Origin of the sequence: Streptomyces sp. RKAG290 (genome assembly GCF_023701695.1) — a bacterium.
Lineage (GTDB): Bacteria > Actinomycetota > Actinomycetes > Streptomycetales > Streptomycetaceae > Streptomyces.
Window position 1 is genome coordinate 2,243,141 of the sequence record NZ_JAJOZC010000001.1, and the last position, 20,254, is coordinate 2,263,394.

General features: G+C 72.2%; 19 protein-coding genes and 1 pseudogene. 10 read left to right on the forward strand and 10 right to left on the reverse strand.

The features are described 5' to 3' along the window. Positions 1-10: 10 nt before the first annotated feature. On the reverse strand, positions 11-598 hold the full coding sequence (locus tag LNW71_RS09395; RefSeq protein WP_250967815.1) for a DNA-3-methyladenine glycosylase I: 588 nt from the start codon (positions 596-598) through the stop codon (positions 11-13). Further along, positions 595-1,011: a hypothetical protein gene (locus LNW71_RS09400; RefSeq protein ID WP_250967816.1), complete on the reverse strand. Its 417-nt coding sequence runs from the start codon at positions 1,009-1,011 to the stop codon at positions 595-597. Before LNW71_RS09400 ends, LNW71_RS09395 begins: the two co-directional genes overlap by 4 nt. Positions 1,012-1,180: 169 nt before the next feature. On the opposite strand from LNW71_RS09400, the gene folP reads away from it, so the two are divergent. After that, entirely contained in the window at positions 1,181-2,053 is an 873-nt protein-coding gene (folP, locus tag LNW71_RS09405) for a dihydropteroate synthase (protein WP_250967817.1), read from the forward strand. A gap of 84 nt (positions 2,054-2,137) precedes the next feature. Here folP and LNW71_RS09410 read toward each other — a convergent pair whose 3' ends face one another. Further along, positions 2,138-2,923 carry a TIGR00730 family Rossman fold protein gene (locus tag LNW71_RS09410; RefSeq protein ID WP_250967818.1) on the reverse strand — a complete coding sequence of 262 codons (786 nt, stop codon included), beginning with the start codon at positions 2,921-2,923 and terminating at the stop codon, positions 2,138-2,140. A 96-nt stretch (positions 2,924-3,019) separates the two neighbouring features. After that, on the reverse strand, positions 3,020-4,099 hold the full coding sequence (gene dapE, locus LNW71_RS09415) for a succinyl-diaminopimelate desuccinylase (RefSeq protein ID WP_250967819.1): 1,080 nt from the start codon (positions 4,097-4,099) through the stop codon (positions 3,020-3,022). A gap of 35 nt (positions 4,100-4,134) precedes the next feature. Here dapE and LNW71_RS09420 point away from each other — a divergent pair, with 35 nt between their 5' ends. Further along, positions 4,135-5,079: a hypothetical protein gene (locus tag LNW71_RS09420; RefSeq protein ID WP_250967820.1), complete on the forward strand. Its 945-nt coding sequence runs from the start codon at positions 4,135-4,137 to the stop codon at positions 5,077-5,079. 287 nt (positions 5,080-5,366) lie between these two features. Continuing rightward, the gene (locus LNW71_RS09425) at positions 5,367-5,756 is read left to right on the forward strand and encodes an ATP-binding protein (protein ID WP_250967821.1); all 390 of its coding nucleotides are present in this window, start codon (positions 5,367-5,369) and stop codon (positions 5,754-5,756) included. 80 nt (positions 5,757-5,836) lie between these two features. On the opposite strand, the gene dapC is transcribed toward LNW71_RS09425, so the two are convergent. Next, positions 5,837-6,934, reverse strand: a complete 1,098-nt coding sequence (gene dapC, locus LNW71_RS09430) for a succinyldiaminopimelate transaminase (protein ID WP_250967822.1) — start codon at positions 6,932-6,934, stop codon at positions 5,837-5,839. A 123-nt stretch (positions 6,935-7,057) separates the two neighbouring features. Further along, complete coding sequence (gene fdxA, locus LNW71_RS09435) at positions 7,058-7,378, reverse strand: ferredoxin (protein ID WP_018956287.1); 321 nt, start codon at positions 7,376-7,378, stop codon at positions 7,058-7,060. Between the two features lie 117 nt (positions 7,379-7,495). On the opposite strand from fdxA, the gene LNW71_RS09440 reads away from it, so the two are divergent. Both LNW71_RS09440 and LNW71_RS09445 read left to right on the forward strand, forming a co-directional pair. Continuing rightward, on the forward strand, positions 7,496-8,497 hold the full coding sequence (locus tag LNW71_RS09440) for a GNAT family N-acetyltransferase (RefSeq protein ID WP_250967823.1): 1,002 nt from the start codon (positions 7,496-7,498) through the stop codon (positions 8,495-8,497). 4 nt (positions 8,498-8,501) lie between these two features. Then, positions 8,502-9,341 (forward strand): transglutaminase-like domain-containing protein, encoded by an 840-nt coding sequence (locus LNW71_RS09445; protein ID WP_250967824.1) that lies wholly within the window; start codon positions 8,502-8,504, stop codon positions 9,339-9,341. 188 nt (positions 9,342-9,529) lie between these two features. Here the strand turns inward: LNW71_RS09445 and LNW71_RS09450 are convergent, their stop codons facing one another. Together LNW71_RS09450 and LNW71_RS09455 are read right to left on the reverse strand one after the other, a co-directional pair. Further along, positions 9,530-10,984: an ice-binding family protein gene (locus LNW71_RS09450; RefSeq protein ID WP_374119372.1), complete on the reverse strand. Its 1,455-nt coding sequence runs from the start codon at positions 10,982-10,984 to the stop codon at positions 9,530-9,532. Positions 10,985-11,395: 411 nt separating this feature from the next. Beyond that, a complete protein-coding gene (locus tag LNW71_RS09455; protein ID WP_250967825.1) occupies positions 11,396-13,417 on the reverse strand; it encodes a translation factor GTPase family protein in 2,022 nt (673 codons plus the stop codon). Between the two features lie 407 nt (positions 13,418-13,824). On the opposite strand from LNW71_RS09455, the gene LNW71_RS09460 reads away from it, so the two are divergent. The 3 genes from LNW71_RS09460 to thrS all read left to right on the forward strand — a co-directional run bounded on the left by LNW71_RS09460 (position 13,825) and on the right by thrS (position 16,976). Then, the gene (locus tag LNW71_RS09460; protein ID WP_250967826.1) at positions 13,825-14,664 is read left to right on the forward strand and encodes a hypothetical protein; all 840 of its coding nucleotides are present in this window, start codon (positions 13,825-13,827) and stop codon (positions 14,662-14,664) included. Between the two features lie 139 nt (positions 14,665-14,803). After that, on the forward strand, positions 14,804-15,523 hold the full coding sequence (locus tag LNW71_RS09465) for a class F sortase (protein WP_250967827.1): 720 nt from the start codon (positions 14,804-14,806) through the stop codon (positions 15,521-15,523). Between the two features lie 130 nt (positions 15,524-15,653). Beyond that, the gene (gene thrS / locus LNW71_RS09470; RefSeq protein ID WP_285802538.1) at positions 15,654-16,976 is read left to right on the forward strand and encodes a threonine--tRNA ligase; all 1,323 of its coding nucleotides are present in this window, start codon (positions 15,654-15,656) and stop codon (positions 16,974-16,976) included. Between the two features lie 66 nt (positions 16,977-17,042). Here thrS and LNW71_RS09475 read toward each other — a convergent pair. Then, a pseudogene (locus tag LNW71_RS09475) lies at positions 17,043-18,212 on the reverse strand (MFS transporter); the annotation flags it as partial. Positions 18,213-18,296: 84 nt separating this feature from the next. Between LNW71_RS09475 and LNW71_RS09480 the strand changes: the two are divergent. Further along, positions 18,297-18,875: a sugar O-acetyltransferase gene (locus LNW71_RS09480; RefSeq protein ID WP_250967829.1), complete on the forward strand. Its 579-nt coding sequence runs from the start codon at positions 18,297-18,299 to the stop codon at positions 18,873-18,875. Between the two features lie 84 nt (positions 18,876-18,959). Continuing rightward, positions 18,960-19,502 (forward strand): TetR family transcriptional regulator, encoded by a 543-nt coding sequence (locus LNW71_RS09485; RefSeq protein WP_250967830.1) that lies wholly within the window; start codon positions 18,960-18,962, stop codon positions 19,500-19,502. A 9-nt stretch (positions 19,503-19,511) separates the two neighbouring features. Here the strand turns inward: LNW71_RS09485 and LNW71_RS09490 are convergent, their stop codons facing one another. Continuing rightward, complete coding sequence (locus LNW71_RS09490; protein ID WP_250967831.1) at positions 19,512-20,186, reverse strand: class I SAM-dependent methyltransferase; 675 nt, start codon at positions 20,184-20,186, stop codon at positions 19,512-19,514. Between the last annotated feature and the right edge of the window lie 68 nt (positions 20,187-20,254).

Below are 20,254 nucleotides of genomic sequence, written 5' to 3' on the forward strand. Positions count from 1 at the left end.
GGGTCTGGCCCTAAGCCTCGGTGCCGCGTGCCACGCAGTCGGCGAGATGGTCGTCGACCAGCCCGCAGGCCTGCATCAGGGCGTAGGCCGTGGTGGGACCGATGAAGCGGAGTCCGCGTTTCTTGAGGTCCTTGGACAGCGCCGTGGACTCCGCCGTGACCGCCGGTACGTCCCCGAGGGTGCGCGGGGCGGGCCGGGCGGCCGGGTCCGGGGCGTGGGACCAGATCAGCTCGTCCAGCTCGCCGCCCTGCCAGCCGGCCAGCACCTTGGCATTGGCCAGGGTGGCGTCGATCTTCGCGCGGTTGCGGATGATGCCCGCGTCGGCGAGGAGCCGCTCCCGGTCCGTGTCGGTGAACTTCGCCACCGCGGGGATGCTGAATCCGTCGAACGCGCTGCGGAAGCCCTCCCGGCGGCGCAGGATCGTCAGCCAGGACAGCCCGGACTGGAACGCCTCCAGGCACAGCCGCTCGAAGAGCGCGTCGTCGCCGTGGACCGGGCGACCCCATTCGGTGTCGTGGTAGATGAGGTAGTCCTCGGTGGACAGGCCCCACGGGCAGCGCAGTCCGCCGTCCGCCGCCTCTTCGGCGCCGCCGCTCATCGCCCGGTCTCCTCGTCGGGGTACGGCGCGTCGGCCGGCGGCTGCTCCGGGGCGTGCCAGGCCGTCTGGGGGCGCTCCTGCGGCTCCTTGAGGAGGTCGGGGCGGCCGGCCCTGGTGGCCTGGGCGCCGGCGAGCGCCGACTCCAGCTCGGCGATCCGTGCGTCCCGCTCGGCGAGCTCGGCCCCGAGCCGGCCCAGCGCGTCGTCGACGTCCGCCATCCGGTAGCCGCGGGCGGCGACGGGCAGCCGCAGCGCCTCGACATCGGCGCGGCCGACCGGGCGCGTCGTGGGCAGCGGATCCGTCAGCTGCTCGGGCGCCACGTCCTGCAGGATGGCACTCTTCCCTCCGCCGACCACCGCGAGGGTGACCGCGGCAACCACCACCACCATCGCGAGCAGCAAGAACCAGAACACGCGTATCTCCCCGGGAGCGGAATTTCGTCCGGGTCCGATCGTGCCATGCGGCGCTGACAGCGGGTGCCTCGCCCGGCACGACAGGGCGGACGGCGCCGGACGAGGCATTAGGGTCGCAGTCGGTCCCGGCGGGTGATCCGCCGGCGGAACACACAGGGAGAGACACGGGATGCGAAGCGGTGCGCTCAGGGTTGGGCGGCGCGAGTTCGGTGCGCACGAGCCGGTGATCATGGCGATCGTGAACCGCACCCCGGACTCCTTCTACGACCAGGGCGCGACCTTCCAGGACGAGCCGGCCCTCGCCCGGGTCGAGCAGGCCGTGGCCGAAGGCGCCGCGATCATCGACATCGGCGGGGTGAAGGCGGGCCCCGGCGAGGAGGTCACCGCCGAGGAGGAGGCCCGTCGCACGGTGGGCTTCGTCGCCGAGGTGCGCCGGCGTCACCCGGATGTGGTGATCAGCGTCGACACCTGGCGCCACGAGGTCGGCGAGGCGGTCTGCGAGGCCGGAGCCGATCTGCTGAACGACGCGTGGGGCGGTGTCGACCCGAAGCTCGCGGAGGTCGCCGCACGGTACGGGGCGGGGCTGGTGTGCACGCACGCGGGCGGCGCCGAGCCGCGGACCCGGCCGCACCGGGTCGGGTACGAGGACGTGCTGGCCGACATCCTGCGGGTGACCGTGGGGCTGGCCGAGCGGGCCGTGGACCTGGGGGTCCGGCCGGACGGGATCATGATCGATCCCGGTCACGACTTCGGGAAGAACACCCGCCACTCGCTGGAGGCGACGCGCCGCCTCGGCGAGATGGCGGAGACGGGCTGGCCGGTGCTGGTCTCGCTGTCCAACAAGGACTTCGTGGGCGAGACGCTCGACCGCCCGGTGAAGGAACGCCTGATCGGCACGCTGGCGACGACCGCGGTGTCCGCGTGGCTCGGCGCGCGGGTGTACCGGGTGCACGAGGTGGCCCAGACGCGGGACGTCCTGGACATGGTGGCGTCCATCGCCGGGCACCGGGCGCCTGCCGTGGCGCGGCGCGGGCTGGCGTAGCCCCGGCGCGGGCCCCGGCCGCGCGGGGTACCGGGGCTCGGCCCCGGCCCGCTCCCCGGCCCGGTCCGGTCCGGACGGAAGGCCCTACCGCCCGACCTCCTTGGTCACCAGCGCGACCGCCTCGTCCACGTCGTCCGTGACGTGGAACAGCAGCAGGTCCTTCGCGGACGCCTTGCCCTGCGCGACCACCGTGTCCCGCAGCCAGTCCACCAGCCCGCCCCAGTACGCGGCACCGAACAGCACGATCGGGAAGCGCGTGACCTTGCCGGTCTGGACGAGAGTGAGGGCCTCGAAGAGCTCGTCCAGCGTGCCGAGGCCGCCGGGCAGGACCACGAAGCCCTGCGCGTACTTCACGAACATCGTCTTGCGTACGAAGAAGTAGCGGAAGTTGACGCCGATGTCGACGTGCGGGTTGAGGCCGGACTCGAAGGGCAGCTCGATGCCCAGTCCGACCGAGACGCCCTTCGCCTCCCGTGCCCCCTTGTTCGCCGCCTCCATCGCTCCGGGCCCGCCGCCGGTGATCACCGCGAAGCCCGCCTCGACCAGCGCCCTGCCGAGCCGTACACCGGCCTCGTACTCCGGCGCGTCGGCCGGGGTGCGGGCGGAGCCGAAGACGCTGATGGCGCTCGGCAGTTCGGCGAGCGCGCCGAAGCCCTCGACGAACTCCGACTGGATGCGCATCACCCGCCACGGGTCGGTGTGCACCCACTCGGAGTCACCCTCGGAGTCCAGCAGCCGCTGGTCGGTGGTGCCGGGCTGTACCTGGTCCCTGCGGCGCAGCACCGGTCCGAGTCGCTGTTCCTCGGGCCTGACCGCGCCCTCGGGGACCTCCGCGCCCTCAGGGATCCGTGCGTCCTCGGGGTTACCCATGACCTGCTCCCTACGCCGGCGTAAGAGACGCCCTTCGGCGCTCTGTCTCAGGCCAGCGTAGATCGCCGGAGGTTACGTGCAGGGGAATGCCGGAGGTCAGATCGTGAGCCAGGAGCGGAGCCGCTCCTCGCAGTGGGTGATCCGTTCGACCGCCACGTGCTCGTTGCGCTTGTGGGCGAGGATCGGGTCGCCGGGGCCGTAGTTCACCGCGGGGACGCCGAGCGAGCCGAAGCGCGACACGTCCGTCCAGCCGAACTTGGGCCGGGCGGTGCCGCCGACCGCTTCCATGAACGCCTTGGCGGCCGGGTGGGAGAGGCCGGGCATGGCCGCGCCCGAGTGGTCGTCGACGACGAATTCGGCGACGCCGCAGTCGGCGAATACCTCGTGGACGTGGGCCAGGGCCTGCTCGGGGCCCAGGTCGGGGGCGTAGCGGTAGTTGACGACGACGGTGCAGGCGTCGGGGATGACGTTGTTGGCGACGCCGCCCTCGATCCGTACGGCGTTCAGTCCCTCGTGGAACTCCAGTCCGTCGATGACCGGGCGGCGCGGCTCGTACGCGGCGAGCCGGGCGAGGATCGGCGCGGCTCCGTGGACGGCGTTGGAACCCATCCAGCTGCGCGCCGAGTGGGCCCGCTCCCCCTCCGTGCGCAGCAGGACGCGCAGGGTGCCCTGGCAGCCGCCCTCGACCTCGCCGTTGGACCCCTCCAGGAGGACGGCGAAGTCGGCCGTCAGCCAGTCGGGGTGGGCCTCGGCGATGTGGCCGAGGCCGTTGAGGTGGGCGGCGACCTCTTCGTTGTCGTAGAAGACGAAGGTGAGGTCGCGGTTGGGCTCGGGCACGGTCGCGGCGATCCGCAGCTGGACGGCGACGCCCGACTTCATGTCGGAGGTTCCGCAGCCCCACAGCAGGCCGTCGGCGTCGAGCCGGGAGGGGACGTTGTCGGCGATCGGCACGGTGTCGATGTGCCCGGCCAGGACGACGCGTTCGCCGCGGCCCAGGTTCGTCCGGGCCACGAGGTTGTTGCCGTGCCGGTCGACGGTCAGGTGCGGAAGGGTCCGCAACGCCGATTCGATGGCGTCTGCGAGGTCCTTCTCCTCCCCGCTGACCGAGGGGAAGTCGACGAGCCGTGCGGTGAGCGCGGGCCCGTCCAGTGTGAGGTCAAGGGTGCTTTCGGCCATGGCTACGACCCTAGTGCCTCGCGTACGGTGGCCCCGTGCCCCGGACCGATTCCGCTGCCCGCCGACACACCGGCCGCAGCCGCCGCCTGCGTGTCGTGGCCGCCTTCGCCGTACTCGTGGCGACGGGCGGTTATCTGGCCGTTCAGTACCTTTCGGGCGGAAAGAGCTCGGAGCAGTGCACCGTGCAGTCGGCGGACGGTTCGTCCGGCGAGGGGCGCACCTACCGCCTGAACTCCGAGCAGGCCGCGAACGCCGCGACGATCTCCGCCGTCGGCACCGCCCGGGGGATGCCGGAGCGCGCGGTGACGATCGCGCTGGCGACGGCGCTCCAGGAGTCCGGGCTGCGCAACATCGAGCACGGCGACCGGGACTCGCTCGGGCTGTTCCAGCAGCGCCCCTCGCAGGGCTGGGGTACCGAGAAGCAGATCCTGGACCCGGTCTACTCGGCCGGGAAGTTCTACCAGCACCTGGCCGAGGTCCCGGGCTACTCGCGGCTGCCGCTGACGGTGGCCGCACAGCGCGTCCAGCGCAGCGGTTTCCCGCAGGCGTACGCGAAGCACGAGCCGGATGCCGCGCTGCTGGCGGCCGTGCTGACCGGCCGGACGCCGGCCGCGCTGAACTGTTCGCCGCCGCGCACCACTGCCGGGACGGGCGAGGCGTCGAAGGTCCGGGCCGCGCTGGTGCGCACCTTCGGCAAGGACGCCGCACCCGCCGGGGACGCGGCGGATTCCCGGACCCCGGCGGCGGGCGCCACGGCTCCGGGCACGCTCGCGGTGCCGGTGCGGTCCACCCGTGACTCCGGGGACGGCAGCGCGCCGCAGCACGGCTGGGAGCTCGCCCACTGGGCGGTCGCGCAGTCCGAGGCGCTCGGCATCGACGAGGTCGCGTACGGGGGCCGGGTGTGGGACGCCGGGTCGGGCTGGCGGGACGAGGGCAAGGAATCGGACACCGCAGAGGTCCGTATGCGCCTCGTCCATTAGTGCGGACGGTCACCCGTACGGGGGGTCCGAGCATTCCCTGAGCGACCCCCGCGCAGCAGTTCGCACGACACCTTCCGCGCGCAGCAATTCCCTTGCGGAGAAAGCGAAGTGACGGTTCGTCGGGTGACCGGGGAATGCAATGTTTGCCCGGGTTCCTCCGTTTCGGATTATCCGACGCATTACCCACTCTTTACCTCGGTGCACCGCAACCTCCCCCGCCCCCACGACGGTTGTCATGGCGTCCGGTCCACGGACAGCCAGATTCCACACCCTGTCGAAGGAGCATCATGTCCCTCCCCCTGACCCGTCGGATCGTCCGTACCGCGCTGCTGATCGCGGCGGGTGCGGCCCCCGTGGTCGGTGCGGCCGGCGCCGCAGGTGCCGCGGAGCTCCCGCAGGCCCCGGAGCTCGGCGGTCTCACCACCGTCGACGGCGCCGGTCTCGGCAAGGCCGTCGACGGCGCGTCCCAGCAGGGCGCCGTCGCCGGCGGCAAGGTCGTCGGGACCACGCTGCCGGTGGCGACCAAGACCGTCGGCGACACGGGTGCCAAGGCCGCCCCCGCCGCCGCGAAGTCCGTCGGCAAGGCGACGGCCGGCGACACGACCGCCGCCCTCGGCGACGCGACCGGCGCCGTGACCAAGGGCGGCCTGCCCACGCAGGGCCTGCCGATCGGCTGACCCGCCGCGCGCCCGCAGATACGCGTGAGGGCCTCGGGAGTGCGCACTCCCGAGGCCCTCACGCGTATGCCGGCGTGGCGTCAGCCCAGCCGCTTGACCGCGGCCGCCACGCGCTCGTCCGTGGCCGTGAACGCCACGCGGACGAAGCGGTCGCCCGCCGGTCCGTAGAAGTCCCCCGGCGCCACCAGGATGCCGAGTTCCGCCAGGTACGCCACGGTCTCCCAGCACGGCTCGTCGCGGGTCGCCCACAGGTAGAGGCTCGCCTCACTGTGCTCGATCCGGAAGCCGTGCGCCTCCAGCGCGGTCCGCAGCGCCACCCGCCGGGCCGCGTACCGGGCGCGCTGCTCGGCCACGTGCGTGTCGTCGCCGAGCGCCGCGACGGCCGCCGCCTGGACCGGTGCCGGCGTCATCATCCCGCCGTGCTTGCGGATCAGCAGCAGTTCGCCGAGGACGGCGGCGTCGCCCGCGATGAAGGCGGCCCGGTACCCGGCGAGGTTGGAGCGCTTGGAGAGCGAGTGGACGGCGACGACACCCTCGTACGTGCCGCCGCAGACGTCGGGGTGGAGCACGGAGACCGGCTCGGCCTCCCAGCCCAGCTCCAGGTAGCACTCGTCGCTGAAGACGAGCACGTCGTGCTCGCGCGCCCAGGCGACGATCCGGGTCAGCTCGTCCTTGGCCAGCACCCGGCCGGTCGGGTTGGACGGCGAGTTGAGCCAGAGGAGCTTCAGTCCTGCCGGGTCCAGCTCGGTCGGATCGTCGTACACGACGGGCTCGGCGCCGCAGAGCCGGGCGCCGACCTCGTACGTCGGGTACGCGAGCCGCGGGTACGCCACCTTGTCGCCCGCGCCGAGGCCCAGCTGGGTCGGCAGCCAGGCCACCAGCTCCTTGGAGCCGACCACGGGCAGCACGTTCCCGTGTCCCACCGAGACCGCGCCCAGGCGCCGCTCCACCCAGCCGGTGAGGGCGTCCCGCAGCGCGGCGGTCCCCCACACCGTCGGATAGCCGGGACTGTCCGCAGCGGCGACCAGTGCCTGCTGGATCAGCTCGGGCACCGGGTCGACGGGGGTGCCGACGGACAGGTCCACGATGCCGTCCGGGTGGCCCTCGGCCGTCGACTTGTAGGGCACGAGCCTGTCCCAGGGAAAGACCGGGAGGCGGGAGGAGACTGCTGCGGACACGGATCTCTGCTTTCTCGTACGGGGTTCACGCTTCACGCTGATGACACGGCGAGGCTCAAAACGCCTCGGTCCCGCACGGTGACGAGCCGTACGGGACCGGGGCGACGCACGTGCCGGACGCTGTTACTGGTTCTGCGGCGGCAGCGCTGCGATGAACGCGTGGTCGCGCTCGATCAGACCCAGCTTGGAGGCACCACCCGGCGAACCGAGGTCGTCGAAGAACTCGACATTCGCCTTGTAGTAGTCCTTCCACTCCTCCGGGGTGTCGTCCTCGTAGAAGATCGCCTCGACCGGGCAGACCGGCTCACAGGCTCCGCAGTCGACGCACTCGTCCGGGTGGATGTACAAGGACCGCTGGCCCTCGTAGATACAGTCGACGGGGCACTCTTCGATGCAGGCCTTGTCCTTTACGTCGACACAAGGCTGCGCGATGACGTAGGTCACGCTGTCGTTCCTCCTCGGTAGGGCGTTGGCTCTCGCGCGGGAGCGCGGCGTCGTCGATGCCCGCACCTAGTATCTCCGTTCCCGGGCACGATCCGAACATGAGGGGCGGACAGAGCTGTGGAATTCACGATCGGCGGACAGCTGGAGGTCCGAATTACACCGGCTGACGTGGGCAAACGGGTATCTGTCCGGCGTCTACTCCAGGACGGTCCCCAGGGCCCGCAATTCACCGACACGGTCGGTGTTCTCACATCGTGGAACAACGGTGTGCTCTCAGTCACACCCAAGAGCGGCGAGTCGGTCCGCATAGTGGAATCCTCCCTGGTGGCGGGCAAGGTCGTACCGTCCGCGCCGGCCCGCAGACGAGGCCCCGCGGCCTCCTTCGGCGAACTCGCCCCGGTGTGCGCGCGGGCCTGGCAGCCGGTGGAGAGCGAACCGCTGGGCGACTGGCTGCTGCGCGCGGCCGGGGGATTCACCCGGCGCGCCAACTCCGTACTGCCGCTCGGCGATCCGGGCGTGCCCCTCGAAGCGGCGCTCGCGCGGGTCCGGCAGTGGTACGCGGACCGCGGTCTGCCGGCCTACATCCAGGCCACGACCGGCGCCGAGGGCACCCAGGAGAAGCTGTGCGCGGCGCTGGAGGAGCACGGCTGGCGGCGTGAGGTGACGGCCCAGGTGCGGATCGCGGCGCTGGCACCGATCGGTGATCTGCCGGCCGAGGTCTCCCGGGTGCGGCTGAGCCGGACGGTGGACGCCTCGTGGCTCTCCGCCTATCAGCGCTCCGGGACCTCGGCCCCGCAGGCGCTGCACGTGCTGGGCAGCGGTCCTTCGGTGTGGCTCGCCACCGTGCCGGGCGACACAGCGGACGATCCGCCCGCCGCGATCGGGCGGTGTGTGGTGGACGGCCGGTGGGCCGGTTTCACGGCCGTCGAGGTGACTCCCGCGCACCGGCGCCGGGGACTTGCCACCACCGTGATGACCGCGCTGTCGCGGCAGGCGATGGACGAGGGCGCCTCGGCGGCGTGGCTGCAGGTGGAGGCGGAGAACGAGGGCGCACGGGGGCTGTACGACGGGATGGGCTTCGCGACGCACCACCTCTACCACCACTTCCGGCCGGCGTAGCGCGATGGCTCCCCAAGGACAGGACAAGGACGAGCTCCGCCGCCGCTTCGCCGCGGAGGCGCGGGCCGAGCGGCCGGACCTGGCGCTGCTCTGCCTGCTGCTGAGCGCGGAGGCGGACCCCGCACTGGACGTGCACGGGACGGACGCGGCGCAGATCGAGCTGGACCGGCTCGCGGGTCTGCTGCCGTACGGACTGCGCGGCGGCCGCGCCTGGGCCTCCGCGCTGGCCGAACTGCTCGGTGAGCGGTACGGCTTCGAGGGCTCGTCGGCGGACTACGAGCACCTTCGGTCCTCGCTGCTGCACGAGGTGCTGCGGCGGCGGCGCGGGCTGCCGATCCTGCTGTCGGTGGTGTGGATCGAGGTGGCGCGCCGGGCCGGCGCGCCGGTGTACGGGGTGGCGCTGCCGGGCCATTTCGTGGTGGGTTTCGGCGAGCCGGAGGAGCGGGTGCTGGCTGATCCGTTCGCCGGTGGCCGTCCACTGACGGGCGAGGACGCTGAGCTGCTGGTGACGGGCGCGACCGGGGAGCCGCTTGAGCCTTCGATGCTGGTGCCGGCGCAGCCGCTGGAGATCGTGCTGCGGATCCTGAACAACATCAGGGCCTGGGCGGCGGCCCGCCCGGAGCGGACGGACGTGGCGCTGTGGGCGGTGGACCTGTCCCTCCTCCTCCCGTCGCACCCGGCCCGGCTGCGGTACGAACGGGCCCAGCTGCTGGTCCGGAGCGGGGAGTTCCTGCGCGGGGCGGCGGAGATGGAGGAGTACGCGGACGTGGTCGCTGAGGTCGAGCCGGCCGTGGCACAGGCGGTACGGCGCAGCGCGCAGGCGGCCAGGGCCCGGCTGAACTGAGCCCCCTTCGGGACGAGTGGTGCCGGGACCGGCAGCACCAGGCCTTCGGGCGAGTGATGCGCCGGGGCCGTCCGGCGGCCGGTCCTTCCGGGACCGACAGGGCCATGGGTCCGGAACGACCGATTCGGCCGGCTGCGCTTTGGGGGCGGCCGGCCGAATCGGTCAGTGCGCGGAGGTGAACCGACTGCCTAGAGGGTGGAACGCGGACGCCGCCTCTTCAGGATGAGGAGAGCGGAGCCGGCCAGGGTGAGCGCAAGCGCCGAACCGGCCGCGACTGCCACTTCCCCCTTCGGTCCCGTCTCGGCGAGCTGGTCCCGGCCCTTGCCGCCGTGAGCGCCACCGCCGTTTTCGCCGCCGCCCTGGTCGCCACCACCGCCGTGGTCGCCACCCTGGTCGCCACCGCCACCGCCACCGCCGTGGTCGCCGCCCTGGTCGCCACCGCCACCGTGGTCGCCGCCCTGGTCGCCACCGCCGTGGTCGCCACCGCCACCGCCGTGGTCGCCACCGCCACCGCCGTGGTCGCCACCGCCACCGCCGTGGTCACCGCCACCACCGCCGTGGTCACCGCCGCCACCGCCGCCACCGCCGGCGCCTGTCGGACCCGCGGGGCCTGCCGGGCCAGCAGGACCCGCCGGACCTGCCGGACCTGCAGGACCCGCCGGGCCCGCCGGGCCGGTGGCACCGGTGCCACCGTTGGGGCCCGTCGCGCCGTCCGGCCCCGTAGCACCTGTGCCACCCGTCGGACCCGTGCCGCCCGTCGGACCCGTGCCACCCGTCGGACCCGTGCCACCGTCAGGGCCCGTGGCACCCGTCGGACCGGTGCCGCCGTCGGGGCCCGTGGCACCCGTCGGACCCGTGCCACCGTCAGGGCCCGTGTCGCCGGTCGGACCCGTGCCACCGTCAGGACCCGTGCCACCCGTCGGACCGGTAGGTCCGGTCGGTCCCGTGGGCCCGGTAGGACCGACGGTGCAGGCCGCCCTGGTGATGGTGTTGGTGTCCAGCGTGACCGCACCGTTTCGCGCCAGGGCCCGGCCCTCGATCGCGGTGCCGGTCTGCGCCGCGATGGACGTCAGCGCCAGGATGTTTCCCTTGAAGAACGAGTTGGTCCCGATGGTGGCCGAGCTGCCGACCTGCCAGAAGACGTTGCACGCCTGAGCCCCGTTGATGAGGCTGACGTTGCTTCCGGAGCCGGTGATCAGGGTGCTGGCGATCTGGAAGATGAAGACCGCGCTGGGGTCGCCCTGGGCATCGAGCGTGACGGTTCCGGTGAGCCCCAGGGGGCCGGTGGAGTTGTAGACGCCTGCCGTCAGCGTCTGCCCGGTGAGGTCGCCCGCCACACTGGCGGTCGGCGCCCGGCCGGCCGCGTCGTCGTAGGCGGTCACCAGGTCGGCCTGGGCCTGAAGAGCAGGAGCATCGGCCTGGTGGATGGCACCGTTCACAATGCCGGGCGGAAATCCCGTGACCGCGGAACCCGGGCTGACCCCGAGGTCCCCGTTGATGACGGAGGGGCCGGTGTTGGTGACCGTCGAGCCGCCCAGCACCGCGTAGCTGGTGTCCGTCCCCAGCCCCACCGGGGCTTCGGCCGCGTACGCGGCAGGCGTGAACAAGGTGTTGGTGCTCAGCACGGTCACGCCCGACAACACGGCGAATGTGGCTCTGAGCCAGATACGTCTACGCCGGACGGACATCCGGTCAGGTGCGTGAGGGATCGAGGTCGGGGCAGCCACAGCCATGAAAGGTGGCCTTTCTGTTCCGGGAGGGTGATGCGGCTGCCGACCCGTAGTCAGTGAGTTCGGCCCTGGAAGGCCGACCTGATCTCACTGAGGCCGCTGGAGCGGGAGACCGCGGAACGCGCAACGAGATTCGGACAGCGGAGCTTGGACGCAGCCGTTCACTCGGCACGATTTATAGGAACATAAGATGAAACTAAAACCGGGAGGCGCGGTGTCCTGTGTGCGTCATATGACGCGCTGTCACACCATCGGCCTCATCCACGTCCCCTCCGGGGGCGGCGGTTCGAGGTGCTGGACGCCGCCCGGACCGCCCCCCGGTAGCTACCGGCAGCCCCCCTGGGATCCCACCCGCCGCACCGTGTGAAGCAGGTACTCCGCGCGATCGAGAGGGTTGTGGTCCGTGCGCGGCCGCTCCGGGGCGGTGCCGGTGACCGGCCGGTAGGAGGCGAACGCGGATTCCAGTACTCCTTCGCCCCGGGTGAGCCCCGGGAGCTGTTGCTGCAGTTCGTGCACCCGGGCTGCCGGGATCTCGCCGTCCAGCACACAGAGCGCGCCGTCCAGGGAGGGTGCGCCCGGGACGGCCCTCAGCCGGGCGAGTACCGACAGGAGCGGGCCGAGCGCGTCGGTGGGGAGTTCCAGCCGGAAGCGGTGCATCGGCTCGCACACCGTGGTGCCCGCCCGTTCGAGCGCCGCCATCAGGACCAGGGGGGTCAGATTGCGGAAGTCCCCGGCCGTGCTCGACATGGACTTGTCGAAGACGGCGTGCGAGTGACTCTGGCGGGGCCAGTAACCGGAGTGCGTCATGGTGACCGTGCAGTCCGTCACGCGCCATCCGCACAGACCCTGTTCGAGCGTTTCGACGACGGTTTCCTCGACCGCTCGCATAAGGGAGTACGGCATGGAGCCGAGTTCCACCTCCAGCCGGTAGTCCACGCCGCTGCCTACCGGGGCGGGGTCGACGCGCAGGCCGACCGTCGCAAGGAAGGGATTGTCGTCCGTGTCGATGATCTCGAATGCGGCGCCGGTGCCGGACGGGCGTTCCAGGCAGATGGTCGTGGTCCCGCGGAAAGTGACGTCGATACCGAATTCCTCCGCGAGCGTTGCCTGGATCACTTCCTTCTGCACTTCGCCGTAGAGCGATACGGACACTTCTTTGCGGATGTCGTCCTGCCGCAGATCGATCAGCGGATCCTGTTCGGCGAGTTGCGCCAGCGCGAAATGCAGCTCTCCCCTGGAGGCGGGCGCTGTGGGCACCACCACGGATTCCAGTGTCGGCGGGGCGAAATGGTGTTCCTGCGCCGCTTTCCGCGGGACACCGACCGCATCGCCGATCCTGATGTCGCCCGGTCCGCGGAGCTTCGCGATCCGGCCCGGTCCGACCGAGTCGCTGCGGATGTCCGCACCGTGCGCGAAGACGTCGATCCCGGTCACCTTGCCCTCCGCGACGGCGACCGGCCCCCGCGCGACCGGCAGCCGGTCGCGGGTCCGTACCGTCCCGGAGAACATCCGGACGTACGCGAGCTTCTCGCCCGCCGGTCCGCGTTCGACCTTGAAGACGGTGCCGGAGACCGGCCCGTCCGCATCGCCCCCGGCCGCGGGCAGCAGTTCCCTGATCCCGCGGGTGAGGGCGGTGATGCCCGCGCCCGTCACGGCCGAGCCGAAGTACACCGGGTGGACCAGCGCCCGCTTGGTCTGCGCCGCCAGCTCCTCGTGGAGCCGGGTGGGCGCGACCGACTCGCCGCCCTCGACGCAGGCGGCGAGCAGGGCGTCGTCGTGCTCGGTGAGCAGGTCCGTCAGCCGGCCGGTGAGCCGGCGGTCGTCGTCGGCGTACGGCGGGCAGCTCGCGTCGCGGGTGCCGAGGCCGGTGACCGCCGGGCCCATCGCGACGGCGTTCGGCGTGAGCTTCTCCGAGATGCTCCGCAGCACCTGTTCGTACCGGGCTCCGGCGCGGTCGGTCTTGTTGACGAAGACGAGCGTCGGAATGCGCAGCCGCTGCAGGGTCCGCATCAGGATCCGGGTCTGCGCCTGCACGCCCTCCACTGCGGAGATGACCAGCACCGCGCCGTCGAGCACGCTCAGCACCCGTTCCACCTCGGCGATGAAGTCCGGGTGGCCGGGGGTGTCGATCAGGTTGACGGTGACGTCGTCGAGGGCGAACGAGACGACCGCGGACTTGATGGTGATGCCTCGGCGGCGTTCGAGCGCGAGGGAGTCGGTCCGGGTGTTCCCGTCGTCGACGCGTCCGATCTCGTCGATGATTCCGGCGGTGTGGAGCAGCCGCTCGGTCAGGCTTGTCTTACCGGCGTCGACATGCGCCAGAATGCCAAGATTCAGCGTGTGCACAGAACTCCATGTTCTCAGTTTCGGTGTGAATTCCCGTCTGAATGAACATGTGAGATCGGCGCATCGAAGTCTCCTGGTCCTGTCGGCTGATGCGGCGAGTACAGCAGCCGGCCGACCGGCCGCGCAACAGGTTTTCGGCGGGACCCGATTCCCGTCCCGGCGCGGTGAAGCTCCGTCAGCGAACGAGTGATCCGGAAAAGTCCAAACCTCGCCTCGGCGCGTCGTGCCGTCCAACGGGTGATTATCCGCCCTCCGCCACTCGATGAGCCCACGGCGTAGCTCCAATGCGGCGCTCTCCGATGGCGCGCCCCGGTGTTCCGGCTGACGGTGGATCACGTAGCCACTGCGCCACTACGAGTCGGCATTCCGCCGCTCTTCGCAGTCGCGACGAAAGGAAATGTGTTCAGATGCGCTCTGCCCGCACACTGTTCGCTTCGGCCGCCGTCACGGCGGTCCTCACGATCACCGCTCCCTCCGCCTACGCCATGACCGTGGCCGGCGACTGGGAGCACGACAGCGGCTCGTCCTCCAGCAGCGACGAGCACGGCAAGTCCGACGACGGCGGCTGGGAGAAGGACAAGCCGAACGGCGGCGTCCACACCGGCGGCGGCGCCCTGGCCAAGACCGTGACCGGGGACCACGACAGCGACGAGCACGGCAAGTCGGACGACGAGGGCTGGAAGAAGGACAAGCCCAGCGGCGGCGTCCACACCGGCGGCGGCGCGCTGTCGCTGACCGTGGCCAAGGAGTGGCAGCCCGGCAACGACGACGAGGGCGGCAAGTACAAGGACGAGGACAAGGAGAAGCCGCACGGCGGCGTCCACACCGGCGGCGGCGCCCTGTCGCTGACGGTCGCCAAGGAGTGGCAGCCCGGCAACGACGACGAGGGCGGCAAGTACAAGGACGAGGACGACGAGAAGCTGCACGGCGGCGTCCACACCGGCGGCGGCGCCCTGTCGTCGACGGTCGCCAAGGAGTGGCAGCCGGGCAGTGACGACGAGAGCAGCAAGAGCGACAAGTCGGCGAAGTCCGAGAAGTCCGAGAAGAGCGACGAGGGCGGTTACCAGAAGTCCGAGGACGAGGGCTGGAAGAAGGACAAGCCCAGCGGCGGCATGCACACCGGTGGTGGCGCGATGGCCATGACCGGCAGTGGCCTGGCGGCCGGATCGCTGCTGCTCCTCGGTGGTGTCGGTGTCGGCGCGTACAAGCTGCGCCGTCGCCAGGCGACGGGTGGCGCGATGGCCTGACCGGACCGCACCGCCGGCCGGTCGCTCCACTGTCGCGGCCGCCGTCCCTCCGGACGGCGGCCGCGGCGCCTTCGTTTCCCCCCACCACCCGCACCGCAGCCACGCACCGCTGCTCCGCACGGACGAAAGGCTCGTTCCCATGGCCGCCCCGCAGTCGCCCGGTTCATCCTCCTCCCGGACTGCCTCCGACACCATCACGCTCGGCCGCGCCCTGCTCTGGCCCGCCGCAGCGGCCGGGCTCGGCATGCTCCTCATCTACAACTCCATCGGCTTCCCGGCCGACGACAAACCACCCGCCCCGCCGTCGATGGCCGCACCGGCCCCCCTCTACGTCTCCAGCGCCGCCCCCAGTGCCTCCCCGAAGCCGGCCGCCCCGAGCGTCGGTCCGGCCCTGCCCCGGTCCGTACCGACGCGACTGCGGATCCCGGCCATCGTGGTGGACGCACCGTTCACCCCCTTGTCCGTGGGCGCCTCGGGCCGGCTCGACGCCCCTCCCCCGAACGACAAGAACCTGGCCGGCTGGTTCAAGGACGGCGCGACGCCCGGTGAGCGCGGGGCCGCGATCGTGGCGGGCCACGTCGACACGACGACCGGTCCGGCGATCTTCCTCCAGCTGCGCTTCCTGCGGCCCGGTGCGACGGTCGACATCACGCGCGCGGACGGCACCGTGGCCACCTTCAAGGTCGACACCGTCGAGACGTTCAGCAAGGCGAAGTTCCCCGACAAGCGGGTCTACGCGGACACTCCGGACGCCCAGCTGCGGCTGATCACCTGCGGCGGCAACTACGACAAGAAGGTCAGGGACTACGAGGACAACGTGGTCGTGTTCGCCCACCTCGACTCGGCCAGGAAGGCCTGACCCGCCGTGCCCGGACGCCCCGGACGCCCCGGACGAAAAAAGACCCGCGCGGACTGCCGCGGCCCGCTGCTAGCGTCGCCCGTATGAAGCGCGCTGCCATGACGACGACGCCGGAGAGTGTCCCGGCGCGCTGACTGCTGACAGTCCGAAGCCCCGGGGCGAGTGCCCCGGGGCTTCTGCTTGCGGTGACTCGCCCTTCGTACGCGAGGAGACCGCCATGCACGACCACCGCAGACTCGGCCGCGAGCTGGAGCTGTTCGACACCGACCCGCTCATCGGGGCGGGGCTTCCCTACTGGCTCCCCGACGGCGCGGCACTGCGGCACACCCTGGAGGAGTACATCCGCACCGCCGAGCGGCGGGCGGGCTACCGGCACGTGTACTCGCCGGTGCTCGGCAAGCGGGAGCTGTACGAGATCTCGGGACACTGGTCGCACTACAGCGACGACATGTTCCCGCCGATGGAGCTGGGCGGCGAGCAGGTCGTGCTGCGGCCGAGCCTGTGCCCGCACCACGCGGTGATCTACCGCTCCCGCTCGCACAGTTACCGCGAACTCCCCCTGCGGATGGCCGAGCTGGGCGGCATGTACCGCTCGGAGCTCTCCGGGGTGCTCGGCGGGCTGACCCGGGTGCGGGCCATCCAGCTGAACGACGCGCACATCTTCTGCACCCTGGACCAGGTCGCGCAGGAGGCGCAGGCAGCACTGGACATGATCCGGCGTGCGTACGAGGCACTTGGCATCCGCCCGGCCCGCTTCCGGCTCTCCCTGCCGGGTCCGGGCGGGAAGTACGTCGCCGCGCCGGAGATGTGGCAGCGCTCGACCGCGCTGCTGACCGGGGTCCTTGAACGTTCGGGGCTGCCGTACGAGTCGGCCGGGGGCGAGGCCGCGTTCTACGGTCCGAAGATCGACGTCCAGGTCGCCGATCCGGCGGGCCGCGAGTCGACCCTGTCCACCGTCCAGGTCGATTTCCACCAGCCCGAGCGGTTCGACCTGCACTACATCGGCGCGGACGGGGCGAAACACCGCCCGGTCATGGTGCACCGCAGCATCGTCGGCAGCGTGGAGCGGGCCGTCGCCCACCTCATCGAGCAGCACGGCGGCGCGTTCCCGGCGTGGCTCTCCCCCACCCAGGTCGTGATCCTTCCGGTCTCGGACGCCGAACTGCCGAACGCCGAGGCGCTCGAGCGTCGTTGCACCGCGCTCGGGCTGCGCGCGGAGGTCTCCGGCCGGGAGCGCGGCAGTCTGGGCGCCCGCGTCCGGGAGGCCCGCCTGATCCCGTACCAGGCGGTCATCGGCGCCGCGGAGGCCGCCGGCGACCACGTCGCGCTGCGGCTGCGCGACGGCCGGCGGCTCGACCCGCGGCCGGCCGGGAACGCGCTCGCCCGGATCGGGGCGCTGGTCGCGGCGCACAGCACCGCGCTGTGGGAGGAGGAGGCCGGCGAACGCCCCTGAAGCGGGTGATTCAGGGGGCGGTCCGATCACGCCCCTGCCCCCGGCCGACGCCGCCCGCACCTCCCGGCGGCCGGGACCGAGCGCCCCGGCCAGGGCCGAGGCGACGATCAGCAGGGCGAGGACGACGGTCATCGTGAGCCGGAGCCCGAGGTGGTCGGCGAGGAAGCCGAGGCCGGGCGGGCCGACGAGGAAGGAGACGTACCCCGCGGTGGCGACCGCCCCGACCCGCGCCGCCGCGTCGTGCGGGTGGTCGCCCGCCGCGGAGAGGGCGACCGGGAAGCCCAGCGAGGCACCCAGCCCCCACAGCACCGCGGCGACGCCCGCCACCAGCGGGCTGGGCGAGACGATCACCAGCACCAGCCCCACGGCGGCGGTCCCGGCGCTGAACCGGACCACCCGCACCCGGCCGAACCGCCTGAGCAGCGGGCCGCCGGCGAAGCGGCCGAGCGTCATCGAGGAGGCGAAGGCCAGAAAGGTCAGCGAACCGGCCGTGGCGCTCACGTGGTAGCCGTCCACCATGAGCAGCGGCAGCCAGTCGTTGGCGGCGCCCTCCGCGAACGCCACGGCCAGGACGATCACCGCGATGAGGACCAGCCGCCGGTCCTGCCACACCCGCAGCTGCCCTCGCCGGCCACCCTGCCGGGGCGCGGCGCCGGCCGGCGCCCTCCCGGTGCCGTGCGGGATCCGGTGCACAGCCCTGACCGCGGCGGCGGCTATGAGCACCGCGACGAGCGCGAGGTGGCGGCCGACGGGGAAGTCGGCCGCGGTCAGCGCCATGCCGAGCAGCGCCCCGAGCACGGTGCCCAGGCTGAAGCAGCCGTGCAGCACCGGCAGGACGGGCCGGCCGATCACGCTCTCGACGGCCGCCCCCTCGATGTTGAACGCGACCTCGGACAGCCCCATCCCGGTGCCGAACAGGGCCAGTCCGCAGAAGACCCCGCCCGCCAGCGACAGGCTCGTGCCCGCGGCGACGACCAGCAGCCCGGCGACGATCAACGACGCGCCGAGGCTGATCGTCGCCCGTCCCCCGTGCCGTCGTACGAGCGGGCCCGAGGCCGTGACGCCTGCCATCGAACCGGTGGACAGGCCGAACAGGACGAGGCCCATCGAGCCGGTGGACACATCGAGGCCGTCCCGGACGGCCGGGGTGCGGGCCACCCACGAGGCCATGCCGACGCCGGCGGCCAGCATGAAGAGGAACAGGGCGGCTCGCCGGCGGCGAGTGGCGGCATCCATGGGTAGCGGGGCCTCAGCAGACGGATCGAAGAAGGGGAACGAGAGGAGCGTACGATCGTACGCCTTGAGTGTACGATCGTACGCATGACGGACCACTTCGCGGGAGACCCCCGTACCAACCATGAGCGGATGCTGGCCGGAGACCTCTACATCGCCGACGACCCGGACATCGCCACGGCCCAGCAGCGGGCGGTGCGACTGGCCGCCAGGTACCTGGCGGCGTACACGGAGGACGCCGGCGCCGCGCAGCCGCTCGTAGCCGAACTCCTCGGCGGGCTGGGCGCGGGCGCCCACATCCGGCCGCCGCTGTACGTCGACTACGGCACGTACCTCACCGTCGGCGAGGACACGTTCATCAACTACAACCTCACCGCGCTGGACGTCGCCCCCATCACCATCGGCCGCGACTGCCAGATCGGGCCGAACGTACAGTTGCTCACCCCCACCCACCCGGTGGAGCCGGAGCCGCGCCGGGACAAGCTGGAGGCGGCCGAGCCGATCACGATCGGCGACAATGTCTGGCTCGGCGGCGGGGCGATCGTGCTGGCCGGGGTGACCATCGGGGACAACAGCGTCATCGGCGCCGGAGCCGTCGTGACCAAGGACGTCCCCGCCAACGTGGTCGCCGTGGGCAATCCGGCCCGGGTGATCCGCTCGATCTAGGATCTCCCGTCCGGATCAGGGACCGGAACACGCCGGCCCGGCCCGATCCGGACGGGAGGCCCTGGAGCTCAGAAAGGCAGGCACGTGGCGACCGGACAGAACGACCCCGAGCGGCGGGAGCGCATCATCACCGCCGCGCTCGACCTGATCGCGGAAGAGGGGGTCGCCGGCACCTCGCACCGCAAGGTCGCCGCCCGCGCCGGAGTGCCGCTCGGATCGATGACCTACCACTTCGGCGGCATGGACGAGCTGCTGCGGGAGGCGTTCGTCCGCTTCTCCAGCAGCATCGTCGCCGTCTTCGAGGAGCGGCTCGGCGCCGCGCACACACCCGCCGAGGCCCGGGAGGCGGTGGCCGGTCTCGTGCACCACCTGTCCGGCGGCAACCAGCGCGAACTGGTCCTCACCCACGAGCTGTACACCCTCGCCGCCCGCAAGCCCGCCTACCGCGAGCTGACCCGGGAGTGGATGCGCCGGAGCCGTCGTGCGCTGGAGTGGCACTTCGACCCGGCGACGGCCCGCCAGCTCGACGCGCTGATCGAGGGCCTGTCCATCCACCGCGCCCTGGAGACCGAACCGCACGACCGCGCCCTGACCGTCGAGGCGATCGCCCGCATCACCCAGGGGTGAGGCGGGCGGTCAACGTCCGGCAGGGGCCCCGCGGGGAGCGGGGACGTCGGCGGGCCGGCGGCCGGACAGGCATGCCGAGGGCCACTTCGCGCCCTCGCCCGTCATCCGCGCGGTGACGGCGAGCCCGGCCCGCTCCAGCAGTTCGCCGACCCGGTCGGGCGACAGCAGGTGGATGTCGTAGGACGTCCCGTCCTCGCGCTCGCGCCCCGTGTACGGCTCGTCCTCGCCGGCGTGGAACCCCAGCAGGAACCGGCCGCCCGGAGCCAGCACCCGGTGGAACTCGGCGAAGAGCGCCGGGAGCAGCTCCGGGGGCGTGTGCATGATCGACCACCAGGCGACGACCCCGCCGAGCCCGCCGTCGGGGAGGTCGAGCGCGTTCATCGAGCCCACTTCGAACCGCAGGTCCGGGTAGCTCCGGCGGGCGATGTCCACCATCCGCGGCGACAGGTCCACCCCGGACACGGAGACGCCGAGGGCGGCCAGGTGCGCGGCCACGTGCCCCGGACCGCAGCCGAGATCGGCGACCGGCAGCCCGCCGTCGGCGCGTACCTCCTCGGCGAACGCGCCGAGCATCGCACGCCCGGTCACATCCTCGGCGAAGAGGCTCTGCACGCGCCCGGCGTAGTCCTCGGCCACGGCGTCGTAGTAGGTCCGGGTCGCGTTCAGCGGGGGGAGGTCCGTCATACCGCACGACCTTAGGGCGTCGACCCGGCTGCGGCGGACCCTGCAGGGGCTCCCCCGGGTCCGAACAG